The 15,074-nt window shown below is 69.6% G+C and carries 16 protein-coding genes; 7 read left to right on the top strand and 9 right to left on the bottom strand.

What is annotated here, in order from left to right; translation table 11 throughout:
- Nucleotides 1-75 precede the first annotated feature (75 nt).
- Both LBN7_RS03720 and LBN7_RS03715 read right to left on the bottom strand, forming a co-directional pair.
- Nucleotides 76-1,119: an ATP-dependent DNA ligase gene (locus LBN7_RS03720; protein ID WP_407360983.1), complete on the bottom strand. Its 1,044-nt coding sequence runs from the start codon at nt 1,117-1,119 to the stop codon at nt 76-78.
- A gap of 46 nt (nt 1,120-1,165) precedes the next feature.
- Nucleotides 1,166-2,617, bottom strand: a complete 1,452-nt coding sequence (locus LBN7_RS03715) for a phytoene desaturase family protein (protein WP_407360982.1) — start codon at nt 2,615-2,617, stop codon at nt 1,166-1,168.
- Between the two features lie 71 nt (nt 2,618-2,688).
- On the opposite strand from LBN7_RS03715, the gene LBN7_RS03710 reads away from it, so the two are divergent.
- Both LBN7_RS03710 and LBN7_RS03705 read left to right on the top strand, forming a co-directional pair.
- Nucleotides 2,689-3,174 carry a hypothetical protein gene (locus LBN7_RS03710; RefSeq protein ID WP_116634612.1) on the top strand — a complete coding sequence of 162 codons (486 nt, stop codon included), beginning with the start codon at nt 2,689-2,691 and terminating at the stop codon, nt 3,172-3,174.
- A 14-nt stretch (nt 3,175-3,188) separates the two neighbouring features.
- Complete coding sequence (locus LBN7_RS03705; RefSeq protein WP_407360981.1) at nt 3,189-3,779, top strand: GNAT family N-acetyltransferase; 591 nt, start codon at nt 3,189-3,191, stop codon at nt 3,777-3,779.
- Here LBN7_RS03705 and LBN7_RS03700 read toward each other — a convergent pair.
- From LBN7_RS03700 to LBN7_RS03690, 3 genes are all read right to left on the bottom strand, one after another.
- A complete protein-coding gene (locus tag LBN7_RS03700; protein WP_407360980.1) occupies nt 3,707-4,939 on the bottom strand; it encodes an acyl-CoA dehydrogenase family protein in 1,233 nt (410 codons plus the stop codon). The genes LBN7_RS03705 and LBN7_RS03700 overlap by 73 nt on opposite strands.
- Before the next feature lie 156 nt (nt 4,940-5,095).
- The gene (locus LBN7_RS03695; protein WP_407360979.1) at nt 5,096-5,365 is read right to left on the bottom strand and encodes a hypothetical protein; all 270 of its coding nucleotides are present in this window, start codon (nt 5,363-5,365) and stop codon (nt 5,096-5,098) included.
- 393 nt (nt 5,366-5,758) lie between these two features.
- Complete coding sequence (locus LBN7_RS03690) at nt 5,759-6,421, bottom strand: TetR family transcriptional regulator (protein WP_341946039.1); 663 nt, start codon at nt 6,419-6,421, stop codon at nt 5,759-5,761.
- Nucleotides 6,422-6,599: 178 nt separating this feature from the next.
- On the opposite strand from LBN7_RS03690, the gene sucC reads away from it, so the two are divergent.
- The gene (sucC, locus tag LBN7_RS03685; protein WP_045252498.1) at nt 6,600-7,766 is read left to right on the top strand and encodes an ADP-forming succinate--CoA ligase subunit beta; all 1,167 of its coding nucleotides are present in this window, start codon (nt 6,600-6,602) and stop codon (nt 7,764-7,766) included.
- Nucleotides 7,767-7,784: 18 nt separating this feature from the next.
- The gene (gene sucD, locus LBN7_RS03680; protein WP_116634616.1) at nt 7,785-8,687 is read left to right on the top strand and encodes a succinate--CoA ligase subunit alpha; all 903 of its coding nucleotides are present in this window, start codon (nt 7,785-7,787) and stop codon (nt 8,685-8,687) included.
- Between the two features lie 88 nt (nt 8,688-8,775).
- Here the strand turns inward: sucD and LBN7_RS03675 are convergent, their stop codons facing one another.
- Nucleotides 8,776-9,357: a TetR family transcriptional regulator gene (locus LBN7_RS03675; protein ID WP_341946038.1), complete on the bottom strand. Its 582-nt coding sequence runs from the start codon at nt 9,355-9,357 to the stop codon at nt 8,776-8,778.
- A 75-nt stretch (nt 9,358-9,432) separates the two neighbouring features.
- Here LBN7_RS03675 and LBN7_RS03670 point away from each other — a divergent pair, with 75 nt between their 5' ends.
- The gene (locus LBN7_RS03670) at nt 9,433-9,834 is read left to right on the top strand and encodes a VOC family protein (protein ID WP_341946037.1); all 402 of its coding nucleotides are present in this window, start codon (nt 9,433-9,435) and stop codon (nt 9,832-9,834) included.
- 29 nt (nt 9,835-9,863) lie between these two features.
- Here LBN7_RS03670 and LBN7_RS03665 read toward each other — a convergent pair whose 3' ends face one another.
- The 3 genes from LBN7_RS03665 to LBN7_RS03655 all read right to left on the bottom strand — a co-directional run bounded on the left by LBN7_RS03665 (nt 9,864) and on the right by LBN7_RS03655 (nt 12,919).
- Nucleotides 9,864-10,799 carry a homocysteine S-methyltransferase family protein gene (locus tag LBN7_RS03665; protein WP_116634619.1) on the bottom strand — a complete coding sequence of 312 codons (936 nt, stop codon included), beginning with the start codon at nt 10,797-10,799 and terminating at the stop codon, nt 9,864-9,866.
- 54 nt (nt 10,800-10,853) lie between these two features.
- Nucleotides 10,854-11,375 (bottom strand): hypothetical protein, encoded by a 522-nt coding sequence (locus tag LBN7_RS03660; protein WP_407360978.1) that lies wholly within the window; start codon nt 11,373-11,375, stop codon nt 10,854-10,856.
- A 65-nt stretch (nt 11,376-11,440) separates the two neighbouring features.
- Nucleotides 11,441-12,919 carry an NCS2 family permease gene (locus LBN7_RS03655; protein WP_341946034.1) on the bottom strand — a complete coding sequence of 493 codons (1,479 nt, stop codon included), beginning with the start codon at nt 12,917-12,919 and terminating at the stop codon, nt 11,441-11,443.
- A 92-nt stretch (nt 12,920-13,011) separates the two neighbouring features.
- Between LBN7_RS03655 and LBN7_RS03650 the strand changes: the two genes are divergently transcribed.
- The gene (locus LBN7_RS03650; RefSeq protein ID WP_116634622.1) at nt 13,012-14,403 is read left to right on the top strand and encodes a DUF6350 family protein; all 1,392 of its coding nucleotides are present in this window, start codon (nt 13,012-13,014) and stop codon (nt 14,401-14,403) included.
- A gap of 62 nt (nt 14,404-14,465) precedes the next feature.
- Nucleotides 14,466-15,053, top strand: coding sequence for a phosphoribosylglycinamide formyltransferase (gene purN / locus LBN7_RS03645; RefSeq protein ID WP_341946032.1), 588 nt, complete (start codon nt 14,466-14,468; stop codon nt 15,051-15,053).
- The last annotated feature ends 21 nt before the right edge of the window (nt 15,054-15,074 follow it).

The raw sequence follows: 15,074 nt of genomic DNA, 5'->3' as shown, positions 1-15,074 counted from the left end.
CGAGTCCGCCAGCAAGCACGGGGCCGGCGCGACCGCAAGTGATCGAACTGCTGCCGTGAGGCGACTGACGCGGCCTCAGGACAATACGTCGGCGAGGTCGTAGCCGGCGACCGTGTCGAGCTGGTCGTAGGCGCAGGAGCGGGCATCGCGGTCGGGACGCCAGCGCTCGAACTGCACGGTGTGGCGGAAGCGCGCGCCCTCGAGCTGGTCGTAGCGCACCTCGAGCACGCGCTCAGGGCGCAACCGCACGAACGACACGTCCTTCGCGCCGCTGAACCGTGACCGCTCGCCCTCGCCGGTGACCGCGTCGCCGCTCTCGTCGCGCTCGACGAGGGGCGCGAGCTCCTCGACCAGTTCCTGCCGACGCGCATCGCTCCACGCGGCGACGCCGCCGACCTGCCGCAGGGTGCCGTCGTCGTCGTGGAGTCCCACGAGCAGCGAGCCGACGCCCGAACCGGACTTGTGGATCCGGTAGCCGAGCGCGACCACATCGGCCGTGCGCGCATGCTTGATCTTGAAGAGGGTGCGCTTGCCGGGGGCGTAGGGCTGATCGAGCGGCTTGGCGACGACCCCGTCGAGGCCCGCGCCTTCGAACTCGGCGAGCCAGCGGACGGCGGCGTCGCGGTCACGCGTGGTGCGTGTGATGTGCAGGGGATGCTCGACGGCATCCATCACGGTCTCGAGACGGGCGCGGCGGGTCTCGAAGGACTGTCCGAGCAGATCGTCGTCCCCGTACGCCAGCAGGTCGAACGCGATGAACATGGCGGGCGTCTCCGCCGCGAGCTTGGCGACGCGGGACGCGGCGGGGTGGATGCGCTGACTCAACGCCTCCCAGTCCAGGCGCTGGGCGCCCTGCGGTCCGGTGGCGACGACGATCTCGCCGTCGAGGAGGCACGGACCGGGGAGGAGTTCCGGGATGGCCTCCACGAGCTCGGGGAAGTACCGGGTGAGCGGCTTCGCGCCGCGGGAGCCGATCTCGACCGTCTCGCCGTCCCACGCGATGAGGCCGCGGAAGCCGTCCCACTTCGGCTCGTACAGCAGTCCGCCGGGCGTCTTCGCCGGGTCGGGCACCGCCGGGACGGCCTTCGCGAGCATCGGGGAGGGGATGTCGTAGCGCATGGTCCCATCCTGGCCGCGGGGGTCGTGCGGCGGAAGGGGGACCGGCTCAGGCGAACAGGTCGCCGAGGTCCGTCGGCGTCCCCGCATCGCGCAGGGCGGTGCGCGCCGCGTGCCAGCCGGCCATGCCGTTGACCGCGGGACCGGGAGGGGTCGATGCCGAGGCCAGGTAGACCCCGTGCATCGGCGTCCGCCACGGCACAGGGGACAGCGTCGGCCGTCGCAGCGCCTGCCGGATGTCGAACACTCCGCCCGAGATGTCTCCGCCGATCTCCGCGGGATTGATCGCCTCGCGCGAGGATGCCGGCACGGCGTGATGCGCGAGGATCAGGTCGCGGAAACCGGGTGCGAAGCGCTCGACCTGCGCGGTGATCAGCTCGGTGGGGTCGAGATCCGATCCGTTCGGTACGTGGATGTACGCCCACAGCACTGCTCTGCCCTCCGGCGCGCGCGAGGGGTCGAGCACCGAGGGCTGCACGGCGAGCACATACGGGCGCTCGCTGACGCGTCCGGCCGCGACGGCGTTCTCGCTGGCCCAGATCTCCGCGCGCGTGCCGCCCAGGTGCACGGTCGGCGCCTGTCGGACGTCGGGGTTCGTCCACGGGATCGGGCCGTCGAGTGCGAAGTCGACCTTGGCCGCGGCCGCGCCGTAGCGGTAGGCCGAGATCGCCCTGGCGTAGGCGGCGGGCACATCGGCGTGGGTGAGGGCGAGGCGCGGCGAGGTGCTGAGCAGCAGCAGATCGCCCCGCGCGGGATCGCCCCAGTCGAGCCGCCGCAGGTCGGTGACAGGGACGCCTGACTCGATGGTCCCGCCGTAGGACTCGATGTCGGCGATCAGCGCGTCGGCGATTTGCTGCGCGCCGCCGCGCGGGTACGGCCAGCCGCCGGCGTGGCCGAACGCGGCGAGGAGCATCCCGGCGGCGGCGCCCGCGAGCGTCGGCTGCGGAGAGTTCGCATGCGCGACGACTCCCGACATCAGGGCGGCGGCCGCATCGCCGAGGAATGCGCGTCCGGCCAAGGGCGTGCCCTGATCCAGCATCCTGATCGCATAGCGGGCGGCGGTGACCGGGTCGCGCGGAACGCGCAGCAGCTGATTGCCGGTGAAGTCGACGAGACCCTCGATGCGCGTGCTCAACGGCCGCACACGGGCGAGCCATGCCTGCTCGTCGACGCCCAGCCCTGCGGCCGTGCGCTCGATGTCGTGCCAGGCGATCGCGGCGCGTCCGCCATCGAGCGGGTGGGCGTAGGAGATCTCCGGATGGATCCACTCGATGCGCTCGGCGAGTCCGAATGCCTGGAAGAACGGCGACGAGACGGCCGCGGGATGCACGGCCGAGCACACGTCGTGCCGGAATCCCGGGAGCGTGGACTCCTGCGTCCGGATGCCTCCGCCGACCGTGTCGGAGGCTTCGAGCACGTGCACGTCGTAGCCGGCGCGTCCGAGCGCGACGGCGGCTGCGAGTCCGTTGGGACCTGCGCCGATGATCGTCGCCCGTGCCATCACGCCAGTCTCGCACGGCGGCGGCAGAGAAGCGGTCGAAGCCGGCGCTCAGACGTGCGATCCTGGAGAGGATGAAAGAAGTACAGGGGCCGACCCCCGCAGGCACCTCCCGTCCATACCGTTCGCTCAACGAAGCGCTGCGCGCGCACCGCATCGACATCTCCAACTACGCGTTCATCACGGCCATCGTCGAGGCTATCGGCATCAGCTCGTACATCGACCGCGGTCGCTACATCGAGGCGATCCGTCGTGGTGAAGGGGCTTCCCTCCACATCGGACGCACCTACACGAACGGATTCACCGAAGACGAGCGGCTCGTGATCGGCGCGGCTCCGCTGCGCCTGCAGCCGAGCGAGGGGCGTGCGCCGTACTTCTACGTCAATCACCCGACCGAGTTCATGCCGATCGCGCAGCCCAAGCCGAAGCGCACGACGACGCCGCGCGTCTCGGCTCCTCGTGGCGAGCGTGCGCCCACGCCCGTGGCCGATCGCGACTACGGCGTGTGCGACGTCTGCTTCATGGTCAAGACGCCGGCCGGCGCCTGCGGCTGCAGCTGACCCGGAGCCCGGGCATGGCAGTGGATGCCTCCGCTCCCGTGATCCGTCCGGCGGATCTCTCCGGATCGGATGCCGCCGTCGTGTCCGCCGCCGTCGGCGCCTACCTCCGGCAGACCGAGGCGGAGAAGCGCCGAGAGGGACTCGCGCCGCGGCACGACGGCGGCGATGCGCTCCCTGAGCGATATCGCGCCGAGGTCGACGATCCTGCCGCCGCGTACGCCGGCTTCCCCGTGCTCCTCGCCGACGTCGACCAGGTGACGATGGGGGTCGTCGTCCTGGCGCGGCTCGACGGCGCGGCCGAGATCAAGCGTCTCTGGGCGGCGCCCGCCGCTCGTGGCCGCGGCATCGGCTCCGCTCTTCTCGACGCCGCTGTCGCCGCAGCCGAAGGCCCCGTGCGCCTGTCGGTCTGGGACTGGCGTGCCGCAGCCGTGCGCCTCTACGAATCCCGCGGATTCGTGCGGGTTCCGAGCTGGGACGGGCGGGACCGGCTCATCTGCATGATGCGTCAGGATCGCTGGCGGCCGGCAGCGGATCAGGCGAACGCGCTCATCCCGGTGATGTCGCGGCCGAGCAGCAGCGCCTGCACGCTCTCGGTGCCCTCGTAGGTGTGGATGGCCTCGATGTCGGCCATGTGCTGCATCACGCCGTTCTCCAGCAGGATGCCGTTGCCGCCCAACAGATCGCGCGCGGTCGACGCCACCCGGCGCGCCGCGCGCGTGTTGTGGAACTTCGCGAGCGAGGCCTGCGTCGGTCGCAGTTCTCCCGCGTTCTCGAGGTCGGCCATGCGACGGCAGTACAGCTGCATGGCCGTGAGGTCCTCGAGCATGTGCGTCAGGCGCTCCTGCACCATCTGGAACTTCGCGAGGGGCTTGCCGAACTGCACGCGCTCCTTGGCGTAGGCCAGCGACGCCTCGTAGCAGGCGGTGGCGTGGCCGAGCGCCGACCACGCGACGCCGGAGCGCGTCGCGTACAGCACGGTCGATGCGTCCTTGAAGCTCGCAGCGCCGGGAAGCACCGCGTCGAGGGGGACGCGCACGTCGTCGAGCCGGATGTGCGCCTGGTGGATCGCCCGCAGCGACGCCTTGCCGCGGATGACGGTGCCGGTGTATCCGGGGGTGTCCTGCTCGACGAGGAAGCAGCGCACGGCGCCGTGCTCGGTGGCCGTCTCATCGTCGACGCGGGCCCACACGAAAGTGATCCCGCCGGAGGCGCCGTTGCCGATCCACTTCTTCGCGCCGCGGATGATCCAGCTGTCGCCGTCGCGCCGGGCGACCGTCTCCAGCGAGACGGAGTCGGATCCGTGGTCGGGCTCGGTGAGCGCGAAGGATCCGAGGACCGAGCCGTCCGCGAGGGCCGTCAGCCACTTCTCCTGCTGGGCCGGGGAGCCGAAGAGCGCCAGAGTGCGCAGCGCGAGGCCGCCCTGCACGGCGAGGATCGTGCCCAGTGAGCCGTCGCCGCGGGAGATCTCCATGTTGACGAGACCTGCGGCCAGCGGGGAGAGGCGCGTCAGCGATGGGTGGTCGATGCCGTCGACGACGAGGTCCATCTCGCCCATGCGACGGGCGGCGTCGAGCGGGTACTCCGCGCGGTCCCAGGCATCCGCCATCTGCGGAGCGACCTCGTCGACGTAGGTCTTCGCGCGGTCCCACGCCTCGCGGTCGGCGGCGGGGATGTCGGCGAAGACGGCGTAGTAGTCGCTGTCCTGGCGGCCGGTGATGTCATACGACGAGACACGCTCGCCGGGGAGGGGGGCTTCGATGCTCATGGGTACTCCTTCGTGGCACCAAGTATCGTACTCCTCGATACTCGGTCCCACGAATCAACTTCTTCCTGCATCTCAGCCTGAGGGTTCGCCAACGAGCGAAGGGTGTCGCCAACTGCTGGTTGGCGACACCCTTCGAGGTGGATCAGATCTCCGTCGTCACAGATCTTGGTGCGTTCTCCGCGAGCGTGAGGATCTACTCGTCAGGTTCGAGCCCACAAGAAAAGCGGTGAGACCGATCAGGAGATAGAGCGCCAGATCTTGTATCAGAGGGCCGCTCAGGTTGCCTGTCGAGCCGAACCACGCCAGCACTCCGAACCATCCCAACACGAGGCAGATCGCGAGGGTGGTGCCAAGTTTCGGGCCGACTTTGCCCACGACCGCCCCCAGAACGAGGAGTGCCACACCGGCGATGACGATGCCGATCATGCGGGCCTCCTAGCAATTCCTGATCCAGGGCCACCATACGCCGGCCGGGCCGCCGACGCCTATGACGTAGTGGATTGAGATGCATTTTCCCGCCACCAATTGCGCGGAGCCGATCGCCGTCACTGCAGCGCAGGCAATCTGAAGAGCTTTCGCAAACGGCACAGGGGACTTTGACAGGACAGCAGCACAAGCGGCGTAGCCAGAAACTGCGGTGATGCTCTCATGCCTGTTCAGGTGTACCGGAATGTAGGGGCCATAGAAGTTGACCGTGGGATCCGCTATGACGGGAAAGACCGCGCCGGTCGTGTCCACGACCCGCTCACCTTAGCGCGAGGCGACAAAGTCATCGCCCAGGATCTCGATCGGCGTGCCAGGAGGCGGTGGAAGCCGTCGCTAGTCGAGCTTCGACTTCAATCGTCGCGTGATCTCGGCGATCGGCATCGAGCGCGGGAACACTGCGACGACGACATCGTCGGGAGCTCCGGCCGTGGCATCCGTTCCCACGCCGTAGCGCCGCCGGACATCGGCGAGGGCCGTCTGCAGCGTCGACAGCGGCACCTTCTTCTTGCCGCGGAGCAGCTGGCGGAGGACGTGGTTGTGCACGGCCGTCACGAGGGCGGCGAAGCCGACGGCGTCCAGGGGATCGACGCCGGGGAGGGCGCCGCGCAGGTAGTCGTCGAACAGTCGCTCGTAGCGGAAGACCGTGATGATCTCGCGCTCGCGGAGCACCGGCACCTGCCGCACGATCTGGTAGCGGCGTCGTGCGAGCTCCGGATCGTGCGCGAAGTGGGCGAAGACGGATTCGGATGCCGCGCACACGGCACCCCAGGGGTCGTCATGTCCTTCCGCGAGGAACTCCCTGAGCCGTTCCAGGAGCACCTCGTGGTCGGCGAAGACCACATCCTCCTTGCCGCCGAACTGCCGGAAGAAGGTGGATCGCGAGACCCCGGCCGCCTTGGCGATCTGCTCGACGGAGGTCTGGTCGAACCCCTGATCCTGGAAGAGCTCGAGGGCTGCGGCGACGACGGCGGCGCGCGGTTCGGGGAAGTCTCGCATAGCGAAAGCCTAGATCGTCCGCGCGATAGCGCAATCGGGGGTGCAATCCGCGGGAACCGACCGGTATACGGGCAGGGTGCGCCGCGGGAGCTCTCGGGCGGAGGTAGTAGGCTGGGGGACTGGTCGATGTCTCGACATCGAGAGAATTACCAGACAGCAGCCCAGTGAAGGAACCACAGTGGATCTGTACGAGTACCAGGCACGAGACGTTTTCGAGAAGTACGGAGTGCCGGTCCTCGCCGGCATCGTCGCGGACACTCCTGAAGAGGTGAGGGCGGCAGCCGAGAAGATCGGCGGCGTGGTCGTCGTCAAGGCTCAGGTGAAGACCGGCGGCCGTGGAAAGGCGGGCGGCGTCAAGGTCGCCAAGACCCCCGACGAGGCCTACGAGGCAGCGAAGGCCATCCTCGGCCTCGACATCAAGGGCCACGTCGTCAAGCGCGTCATGGTCGCCCAGGGTGCACGCATCGCCGAGGAGTTCTACTTCTCCGTGCTGCTCGACCGGGCCAACCGCTCCTACCTGAGCCTCTGCTCGGTCGAGGGCGGCATGGAGATCGAGGAACTCGCCGTCGAGCGTCCCGAGGCGCTCGCGCGCGTCGAGGTCAACCCGCTCACCGGCATCGACAAGGAGAAGGCGGTCGAGATCGCCCGCGCGGCGAACTTCCCCGAGGACCTCGTCGAGAAGGTCTCCGACGTCTTCGTGAAGCTCTTCGACGTCTACAAGGGTGAGGACGCGACGCTCGTCGAGGTCAACCCGCTGGTCCGCACCGAAGAGGGCGACATCATCGCGCTCGACGGCAAGGTCACGCTCGACGACAACGCCTCCGAGATCCGTCACCCCGAGCACGAGGCGCTCGAGGACAAGGACGCCGCCGACCCGCTCGAGGCCAAGGCCAAGGCGTCCGGTCTCAACTACGTGAAGCTCGACGGCGAGGTCGGCATCATCGGCAACGGCGCAGGACTCGTCATGTCGACGCTCGACGTGGTCGCCTACGCCGGTGAGAACCACAACGGCGTGAAGCCCGCCAACTTCCTCGACATCGGCGGCGGCGCCTCGGCTGAGGTCATGGCCGCAGGCCTCGACGTCATCCTCGGCGACCCGCAGGTCAAGAGCGTGTTCGTCAACGTCTTCGGTGGCATCACGGCGTGCGACGCCGTCGCCAACGGCATCAAGGGTGCCCTCGAGACGCTGGGTGCCACGGCATCCAAGCCGCTCGTCGTGCGCCTCGACGGCAACCGCGTCGACGAGGGTCGCGCGATCCTCGCCGAGTACGCGCACCCGCTCGTCACCCTGGCCGCCACCATGGACGAGGGCGCCGACAAGGCCGCCGAGCTCGCCAACGCCTGAGACACAAGGACTGAAGAAATGTCGATCTACCTCAACAAGGACTCCAAGGTCATCGTCCAGGGCATCACCGGCGGCGAGGGCACCAAGCACACGGCACTCATGCTGAAGGCCGGCACCCAGGTCGTCGGCGGCGTGAACGCCCGCAAGGCCGGCACCACGGTCGCGCACACCGACAAGGACGGCAACGCCGTCGAGCTCCCCGTCTACGCATCCGTGGCCGAGGCCATGAAGGAGACCGGCGCCGACGTGTCGATCGCCTTCGTCCCCGGCGCCTTCACGAAGGACGCCATGATCGAGGCCATCGACGCCGAGATCCCGCTGCTGGTCGTCATCACCGAGGGCGTGCCCGTCGGCGACTCGGCCGAGGCGTGGGCGTACGCCCAGAGCAAGGGCAACAAGACCCGCATCATCGGGCCGAACTGCCCCGGCATCATCACGCCCGGTGAGGCGCTCGTCGGCATCACGCCGGCGAACATCACCGGGAAGGGACCGATCGGCCTCGTGTCGAAGTCGGGCACCCTGACCTACCAGATGATGTTCGAGCTGCGCGACCTCGGCTTCTCGACCGCCATCGGCATCGGCGGCGACCCCGTCATCGGCACCACGCACATCGACGCGCTCGCCGCGTTCGAGGCCGACCCCGAGACCAAGGCGATCGTGATGATCGGCGAGATCGGCGGCGACGCCGAGGAGCGTGCGGCCGACTACATCAAGGCGAACGTCACCAAGCCGGTCGTCGGCTACGTCGCGGGCTTCACCGCTCCCGAGGGCAAGACCATGGGCCACGCCGGCGCCATCGTCTCGGGCTCGGCCGGTACCGCGCAGGCGAAGAAGGAGGCCCTCGAGGCCGCCGGCGTCAAGGTCGGCAAGACGCCGTCCGAGACCGCTGACCTGATGCGTGCGATTGTCGAAGGTCTCTGACCTGAGCTACGCTTGATCTGAAGGCCCCGGACTCCACTCTGGGGCCTTCTTTCATGCCCGGCCGCAGAAGTGGGGCCCTGGGCCGCGGTCAGGACGTCTGCGGAACCACAGCGTCCAGCAGCTGGTCGAGCGCGTCGTGCGCCTGGGCGCGAGCCGCGGCATCCGCCGGCCGCTCCGACAACCAGAGCGCGAGCTCGTTCATGGCTCCCGAGAGTGCCGCCGTCAGTGCATCTCGCAGCGCCGGCGCGATCCCGGCGTCGGCGAGACCCTCGTGCAACGTCACGGCAGGGCCTTCGGCATCGAACCGTCGCCAGTCCTCCCAGCTCAGCACAGCAGGCCCGTCGACGAGCAGGACGCGCGCGGCCGCGCCGCGCGTGATCGCGTCGAGGAACGCGTGGCTGCCGTCGCGGAGCGCCGCATCCGGGGCGCTGTCCGCCGTGGCCGACATGATCGCGTCGGCGACGAGCCCCTGCTGCGCGGAGGCCACCGCCGCGAAGAGGAGCGGCTTCGACGTGTAGTGGTGGTACACGGCGCCGCGCGTGACCTGCGCTGCGCGAGCGATCTCGTCGACGGATGCTGCGGCGTAGCCGTGCTCGGCGAAGTGGGCGCCGGCGACCTCGAGGATCCGGCGGGCGGTCGCGGCGGCGTCGGCGGCGGAGGCTCGAGGCATAGGGTTCCTTTACGTGCGGTGTGTATGTATTCTAGACCCGAAGATACAATCACAGAGTATGTAAAGGAGATCCGCATGCACATCACGAGCTTCTACCCCGTGCTGATGGTCGACGACGTCGCCGAAGCCGCGGCCTTCTATCGAGACGAGCTCGGCTTCGAGACGACCTTCGAGACCGACTGGTACGTGAGCCTGCGCTTCGAGGGCGGCGAGCTCGCGATCCTCGACCGGCGGCATGAGACGATCCCCGCCGGTTTCCGTGAGCCGGTGCGTGGACTGCTGCTCAACGTCGAGGTCGCCGATGCCACCGCCGAGCATGCCCGGCTGGTGGGGGAGCGCGAGCTCCCTGAACGCCTCACGCTGCGCGACGAGGCCTTCGGCCAGCGGCACTTCATCGTCGAGGCGCCGGGCGGCGTGCTCATCGACGTGATCGAGCCGATCGAGCCGGCACCCGAGTTCGCCGCCGCGTTCGCCTGAGATCTGCTCGGCGACGGAGCCTCGTCGCCTCAGCCGGATTCCTGAGCGCTGAGCCGACGCCACATCTCCGCGATATGGCGCACGTCGGTGCCGCAGCATCCGCCGATCACGCGCACAGCCGGCATCCGCTGCAGCAGCTCGACGGTGCGGGCGGCGAGTTCCTCCGGATCGCCGTCGTCGAGCTGCTCGGCTTCGTCGAGTTCCGCGTGCGACAGACGAGACGCGTTGGGACGGATGCCGATGATCCGCGCGGTGACCGTCGGATCGATCGCGCGGTCGAGGTGCTCCGGATGCGCGCAGTTCAACAGATAGCCGTCCGGCGAGGCGGCCGCATCGACGAGGTCGATCGTCTCCGCCAGAGTGCGTCCCGAGGCGAGAAGCCCGTCGGTCTCCACCGTGAAGGAGATCTCGACCGGCATCCCGGCCTCGCGTGCGGCGCGGACGATGCCGATGGCCTCGGCGGGATCCGTGAGCGTGTACGCCGCGATGACGTGCACTCCGGCATCGCTGAGCGCCTGCACCTGCGCCCGGTGGTAGGCGAGTGCGTCGTCGGCTCCGCTGCGGGCGTCCCATGAGCCGGGTCGGTAGCCGTCGCCGCGGGGACCGATCACCCCGACGAGGCGGACCTCGGGCAGATCGCGGAAATCCGCCGCGACATCGTGGAGCAGGTCCACCGCGGCGACGTTGGACCTGCGGAGGGCTGCCGCGTCGTACCCCCGTCGCGCACCCCAGTCCGCGCTCGCCCGCCAGGTGGCGGACTCGAGCCTCAGGCTGGCGCCGTGGGCGCGCGCGACCTCGGCGAACCCGCGGTAGTACTCCCGCAGCAGGCCACGGCCACGCTCGTCGTCGAGCAGCACGAACGCGGCGAAGTCGGGAAGTTCGACGCCATGGTGGAAGATCAGGTCGGTCTCGAGACCGCCGTCGGTGACATAGCGGGCGCCTGCGGCCGCGTCGGATGCGGACATCGGATCCACCTTCTCGGGAGGTGCCTCCGGTCTACCAGAGAGCCGCCGGGATCGCTACGGGGCCGGTGACGACGGGCCCTGCTGCACACGATGCCGGGCGAAGGCCGGAGCTCCCGCGCCGTGGCCCTGCACCCCGACCTGGTTCGCGGCCGTGAGGATCAGCGTCCACGCCGCCGTGAGCGACGCGATCACGAGCAGCGTGCTGATGGCTGCCCCGGCGCTCGCCGACGAGCGGATGCCGTCGGCGAGAGAGCTGTCGTCGGCCACGCCGACCTGGGCGGCGCACGAGACGATGGCGAGTACGCCGATGAGGGCGAGGATCAGGGCTGCGCATCGGAGGATGGTCTTCCGCCGACGCATCCCTCGCACCGACTCGACGCGGAGCGTGAGGGTCTCGTAGCACTGGGGGCATCGGACGCTGACCTCCGAGGGAGGATCGCCGTCGGCCGGGCGGCGCGCCCGCCAGACCTGCCCGCGGTACTCCCAGCTCAGACTCCCCGGACGATCGCTCGACAGACCCCAGGTGTTCATCCGATGCAGCAGCGTGAACTCCTGTTCGTCGCCGGGATCCGTCACGACGACGAGCGTAAGACGGAGGGGGCGGATGCCGCAGCATCCGCCCCCTCCTTCATATCGGGATATCAGATCCCGATGCCGAACAGCGCCTCGATCGGGCCCCGCGCGAAGAAGATCAGGAAGCCCGCGCCGACCACCCACAGCAGGGGGCTGATGCTCTTGGCCTTGCCGGAGAACGCGTGGATGAGCACCCAGCTGACGAAGCCCGCGCCGATGCCGTTGGCGATCGAGTAGGTCAGCGGCATGACCGACACGGTGAGGAAGACCGGCAGCAGCACACGGAAGTCGCCGAAGTCGATGTGGCGGATCTGCGCCATCATCATCGCACCCACGATGATCAGCGCGGCAGCGGCGATCTCGGTCGGCACGATCGACGTGAGCGGCGTCAGGAACATCGCGAGCAGGAAGACGACGCCGGTGACGACGTTCGCGAGGCCGGTGCGCGCCCCTTCGCCGATGCCCGCACCCGACTCGATGAACACGGTGCTCGAGGAGGACGAGGTCGCGCCGCCGGCGATCGCGCCGACACCCTCGACGATCAGTGCGGACTTGATGCGGGGGAAGTCGCCGTTGTCATCGGCGAGGTTCGCCTCCTTGGCCAGGCCAGTCATGGTGCCCATGGCGTCGAAGAAGTTCGTGAAGAGCAGTGTGAAGACGATCATGACCAGCGCGACGACGCTGACCTTGCCGAAGTCGAACGTGAAGTCGACGGCGCCGACCAGGCTGAGGTCCGGAACGCTCACAGGCGAGCCGTTCAGCGCGGGAACGGTCAGCCCCCAGCCGCCGGGGTTGACGACATTCCCCTCGTCGTCGAAGCCGCGCGGGCCGATGTGCCAGATCGCCTCGACGATCACGGCGAGCACCGTGCCGCCGACGAGTCCGATCAGCATGCCGCCCTTGATCCGCAGCGCCACCAGGATGCCGGTGAGCAGGAGCGTGATCACGAAGAGCAGGCTCGGCACGGTCGCCACCGAGCCGTTCACGCCGAGGCCGACCGGGGGAGAGGAGGCGCCCGTCGCGGTGACGAAGCCGGAGTTGACGAAGCCGATGAAGGCGATGAACAGGCCGATTCCGACCGTGATCGCGATCTTCAGCTGGAAGGGGACCGCGTCGAAGATCGCCTTCCGCAGTCCGGTGGCCGCGAGCAGCACGATGATGACGCCGTTGATCATCACGAGCGCCATCGCCTCGGGCCAGGTGACCTGGCCGACCACCGAGAAGGCCACGAAGGCGTTGATGCCGAGACCTGCCGCGAAGCCGAACGGCAGGCGCGTGACGAGTCCGAACAGGATCGTCATCACACCGGCGGTGAGGGCGGTGGCAGCTCCCACGGCGTTGAAGGCGAGCATGTCGCCCGCGACATCGGGTTTCCCCGACAGGATGATCGGGTTCAGGATCACGATGTACGCCATCGTGACGAACGTCACCAGGCCACCGCGGATCTCGGTGCCGACCGTGGATCCTCGCTTGCTGATCTCGAAGTAGCGATCGAGAGCGCTCGTGGGCTCAGTGGGCGCGTGGGCGGGGGACGGGGCAGTTGTCATCGGGGGAACCTCCGGAGAAGACGCTATCGTGTCGTCCGACCAGCGCGCGCCCCCAGGAGGTGAGCGGGAACTCGTCGTAGTCTCGATTCGATATGCAACGCCTCCTCGTCGCGCTCCTCGCCGCCTTCGACGCCGCCATCGCCGCCGCGGTCGGCCTCGCCGTGCTCCTGGCGCCGCTGACGCTGCTCTGGACGCTGGCGTTCGGCGTCACCGCCGACTGGGGTGCGCTCTGGCCGCTCACCGGCACCCTGTGGGAGTTTGGTCACGGAGTGCCGCTCGCGGTGACGATCCCCGACGAGCTCATCGTCGCGCTCGGCCTCCCGACCGAAGCCGCGAGCTTCGCCGTGTCGATCACCCCGCTCGCATTCCTGCTGTTCACCCTGCTGTTCGCCGCACGCTCCGGCAAGCGTGCCGCGACCGCCGGCGCCTGGCTCCTCGGCGCGCTCTCCGGCTCGGCCGTCTTCGCCCTCATCGCGACCGGCGTCGCGCTCAGCACAGAGCTCGCGGCGGCGCAGACCCCCTTGTTCCTGGCGATCCTCCTCCCGCCTGCGGTGTACCTCGTCGGCGCGATGTGCGGCGGAGTCCGCGTCGCCTGGGAGGAGGGCGACGGGGGCCTGCTGGATCGCATCCACGACGCGCTCGACGCCAGGGAGGACTGGGCGGCGGTCCCGGCCGCGATCGTGCGCGGCACGGCCATCGTCATCGTCGCCGTGACGGGCGCGGCGGCCACGGCGCTCGCCGTGATGATCGCGCTGCGCGGCGGGGAGGTCGTCGCCCTGTTCCAGGCGGCCCGCGTCGACGTGCTCGGGCTGACGGTCATGACGCTCGGCCAGCTCGTCTACCTGCCGACGCTGATCGTGTGGGTGGCGTCCTGGATCGCGGGACCGGGTTTCGCGGTCGGCGCCGGGACCGCGGTGTCGCCGGCGGGCACGCAGCTGGGAGTGGTCCCCGGCATCCCGGTCTTCGGCCTGCTCCCGGAGAACAGCTCGATCTGGATGCTGATCATCGTGCTCGTGCCGATCGCCGCCGGTGCCTTCGCCGGCTGGGCCGTCCGCTCCCGCCTGGTGTGGGAGGGCACGCCGCTCGGCATGTCCCAGCGAACGGTCATCGCACTCGGCATCGGCGCCGTGACCGCGGGGATCGCCGCGCTCGCCGCGGTGCTCGCCTCGGGGTCGATGGGACCGGGTCGACTGGCAGAGGTCGGGCCGTCGCCGCTCCCGTTCGCGCTCGCCCTGGGCGGCGAGGTGCTCCTCGGGGCCGCGATCCTGCTGCTGTCGCCGCGACATCGCGACGAGCTGGCGGAGGAGCGCACCGATCGGTGGCTGGCCGAGATGTCGGCCGAGCCGCTCGTGGACGGCGACCCGGCGCCGGCATCCGACGCGGCACGCACCACCGGCCCCTCCCCGTTCGACGACACGGCGCCGCTGGACGACCTCCGCGGGTTCACGATCCCGAAGCGCGACCCCTCGGACCGTCTCGACTGATGCCCTCGGACGACGGCGGATGTGAGGCGGGAGCACTGCCCGCGCCCCGGTAGACTGGGCGCGTGCTCACGGTCGCCGTTCTCATCTCGGGCACCGGCTCGAACCTTCGCGCCCTCCTCGAGGCCGCTCGTCACCCCGATTTCCCCGCCAGGGTCGTCGTGGTCGGCGCCGACCGCGAAGCCGACGGGCTGGCGCACGCCGAGGAGTTCGGCATCCCCAGCTTCACGGTGCCGTGGCACGAGCACGACAGTCGCGAGGCGTGGGGTGAAGAGCTCGGACGACAGCTCGCCGTCTGGACTCCGGATCTGGTCGTCCTCAGCGGGCTCATGCGCCTGCTGCCGCCGGCGCTGGTCGCGGAGTACTCGCCGCGGCTGCTGAACACGCACCCGGCGTTCCTCCCGGAGTTCCCGGGCGCCCACGGCGTTCGCGACGCGCTGGCCGCCGGCGTCGAGCAGACCGGTGCGAGCGTGATCGTGGTCGACGACGGTGTGGACACCGGACCGATCCTCGCGCAGGAACGCGTGCCGATCCTGCCCGGCGACACCGAGCACAGCCTGCACGAGCGCATCAAGCCCGTCGAGCGTCGACTGCTCATCGACGTCGTGCGCGCCATCGCCACCGGCGAGCTCGCACTGACCCCCGCACCCTGACAGCTTCCACCCGACGCACCT

Source organism: Microbacterium sp. LBN7, assembly GCF_045690345.1.
GTDB lineage: Bacteria > Actinomycetota > Actinomycetes > Actinomycetales > Microbacteriaceae > Microbacterium.
This window is presented reverse-complemented; position numbering and strand designations above follow the sequence as displayed.